Genomic DNA, 2,670 nt, shown 5'->3' with positions numbered 1-2,670 from the left:
CGAGCGGGGCCGAACAGGCCGGCCGCCCGCGCGCCCCACATAGCGCGCAAGGGCGGCCGGCCGTCGGTGAGGCCCCGACTTGGGGAGCGCGCCGCCAACGACCCTTTGACAAAAATCACGGTATCTCCGCGAGCGATGGCTTCGCTACGCGCGGTGACGTGCAAGCAACCGCGGGGGCGGCAACGGGTACCGCTCAAGGAGCTGATGGAACCGGTCCCACGGCATCCTGCCGCGTTGCGAACGCCGGTTGAGCCAGTAGCACCACCGCCGGTGCGTGGCGGACCACACGGCGCTGAGCTGTCGCCGGTTGCCGGGAACGCCGAAGTAGCGGTAGTGCCCCTCGAGTTTCCGGCAGAGCGTCCGCCACTGCTCGCGTACGGGACGGTGGCGGTTGGCCCGGCAACACTGGTTGAGCGCCTTCAGCGTTCGCGCGTACCGGTCCTTGGCCGTCTTGCGGTCGATAATCCAGTTGCCGCGGCGGGAGCGCCGCCAGTAGTGGGTAAAACCCAGTAGGTCGAACGTCCCGCTGTGCGGCTTCGAGCCGTCGGCGGCGCGCGGGGGCCGGGTGAACTTCACCAGGCGCGTCTTCTCCGGGTGGACCGTCAGGCCATACTTGGCGAACCGGTCGTAGATCACCCGCAGGACACGCCGGGCGTCGTCCTCGCGCTCGAACAGGAGCACGGCGTCGTCCGCGTAGCGGACGAGCTGCGCCCGTCCATGCATCCGCGGCGTCACCGTCTCCTCGAACCAGCTGTCGAGGACTTCGTGGAGGAAAACGTTCGCCAGCGCTGGGCTGACAATCCCGCCCTGCGGGGTCCCGGCGTCCGCCGAGCGCCACTGGCCGTCCTCCATCACGCCGGCCTTGAGCCACTTGCCGATCAGCCGCGTGAGCACGCCGTCGCGTACCCGTTGGCGGACCACATCCTGCAACAGCCGATGATCGATGCTGTCGTAGTAGCTGGAGATGTCGAGCGACAGCACCCAGCCGCCGCCCATCGCCATCAACGCCTCGCGCGTGGCGTGGAGCGCGTCGTGCGCCGAACGGCCGGGCCGGAAACCGTACGAGCAGTCGTAGAAGTCCTGCTCGTAGACGCTCTCCAGCACCATGGCGACCGCGCGCTGGAGCACCTTGTCCTCGAACGTCGGGATGCCAAGCGGCCGAACCTTGGACCCGTCACCCTTGGGGATGTAGGTCCGACGGACCGGCGGTGCCCGGTAGCGTCCGGACTTCGCGCGCTCCAGCAGGTCGGCGAGGTTGGCGTCCAGATCGGCCGCGTAGTCGGCGGCCGTCTGGCCGTCCACACCGGTCGCCCCGCTCTTGCGGGTCTGCCGGTACGCCTCCTTCAGCCAAGCGTGGTCGATGTGATGGGCCAGCGTCGTCAGCGGCGTCTCCGGCATGCGGGCCGCCAGATCCGCTATCCGCTGGCGTTTCGTTGAGATGGGATCCGAGCCCGATCTCTCGGTCATCTGTCCCCCCAACGGTTCCATCGCCCGGCAAGCCCCTTCCCTCCAGCGGGTCGCCCGGGGCGGCTTCCCCGCCTTCAGTGGTACTATGGGCCGCTCCGACTCCTTGCCGCCCGTCCGACCGCGCTCCGGTCTGCCCTCGCCCGGCCGTACCACCTGAGCGCCTCGCGTTTGCTCCGGCGGCCAGGGGCGCGCTGACCGCCGGCCCGGACTGTTGTGTCGGCGGGCGCCCGCGCCCGCCAGCTCCTACGGTGGAGGCGACAAGGCCTCCCAGGTGCCCTGGGGACCCTTGTGTGCACATGCCCCGTTCCTTCGACCGCGGCGGCCGGCCCTGCCAAGCCATTGCGGTCAGGGCCGTGTTGCCTTCCGCTTACGAAACAGCGTCGGCACCCGCGATTACGGTGGTTTCGCGGCTCCATCACGCGGCCTGCGCACCCGCGGCCCTACGCTTCGCGGCGCCGGTCACCCGACGCCCCGCAAGGGCTCCGCTTCCGGCTGGCGGCTAACCTTGGCCGGGCGGGAATTGCACCCGCTGGGTCCCGGTACGGAGTTTCCAGAGGTTCACCTCCTTCCCAACCGTCAGAGCGTTCCTGGCACACTTCGGTTTCACCCATGGCGTGACCCCTGCTTGTTGTATCCGGTATTTCCAAAGCCCGCGATAACAGGGGCTTCCAGGGGCACGCCACCCCCGCTCATCTACCCGCTGGCTGAATTACGCGGGATCATGGCAAAGCGGCCACGGTTCACTCCCGACCGTAACAGGTATAAACCCAACGTTACGAAAGGGACGAACATATCCCATTTCTTAAAGAGGTTGGTGCGTACAGCTTGAACGGCGTGGTGAAGCCGAATTTCGTCGCGATATTCATCAAGAGCTGTCTGTTGCTCGTCAGCACGTATGTAAGGCGGGTTTCCTACAACAAAATCAAACCCCTCGGCGAAGCGGCCCGACCGGGTTTTGACTTGTTCATAGACCGGTAAGTCGGAAGCTGGGAATGCGAAGCCACCAGACCCGCCGACTGCGGCAAGGGTTTCGGGCAAGTGCCTGTGGGTATCAGTATTAAAGACGTTAAACCGTAAGCGATGGGATGGACGCCCCCTCCGGCGGCATCGGTGTGCCAGAATGGGTGCACTGAAAAACGCCATTCAAGGAGGAGGCATCCATGGCGAAGGTTACCATGATCGGGCTGGACTTGGCGAAGAATA

Annotated in this window: 2 protein-coding genes; both read right to left on the bottom strand. The window is 66.5% G+C overall.

The annotated features are described in order from the left end of the window. Positions 1-144: 144 nt before the first annotated feature. Positions 145-1,398 (bottom strand): group II intron reverse transcriptase/maturase, encoded by a 1,254-nt coding sequence (ltrA, locus tag CKO28_RS27215; protein ID WP_200344608.1) that lies wholly within the window; start codon positions 1,396-1,398, stop codon positions 145-147. A 762-nt stretch (positions 1,399-2,160) separates the two neighbouring features. Then, positions 2,161-2,505, bottom strand: a complete 345-nt coding sequence (locus CKO28_RS27210) for an Eco57I restriction-modification methylase domain-containing protein (RefSeq protein ID WP_200344606.1) — start codon at positions 2,503-2,505, stop codon at positions 2,161-2,163. Positions 2,506-2,670: the final 165 nt, after the last annotated feature.

The organism is Rhodovibrio sodomensis (assembly GCF_016583645.1).
Lineage (GTDB): Bacteria > Pseudomonadota > Alphaproteobacteria > Kiloniellales > Rhodovibrionaceae > Rhodovibrio > Rhodovibrio sodomensis.
This window is presented reverse-complemented; position numbering and strand designations above follow the sequence as displayed.

What these genes read in the sequence shown, in the direction of transcription:
- ltrA (WP_200344608.1), bottom strand. Translation starts at nt 1,398, where the DNA reads ATGCCGGAGACGCCGCTGACGACGCTGGCCCATCACATCGACCACGCT.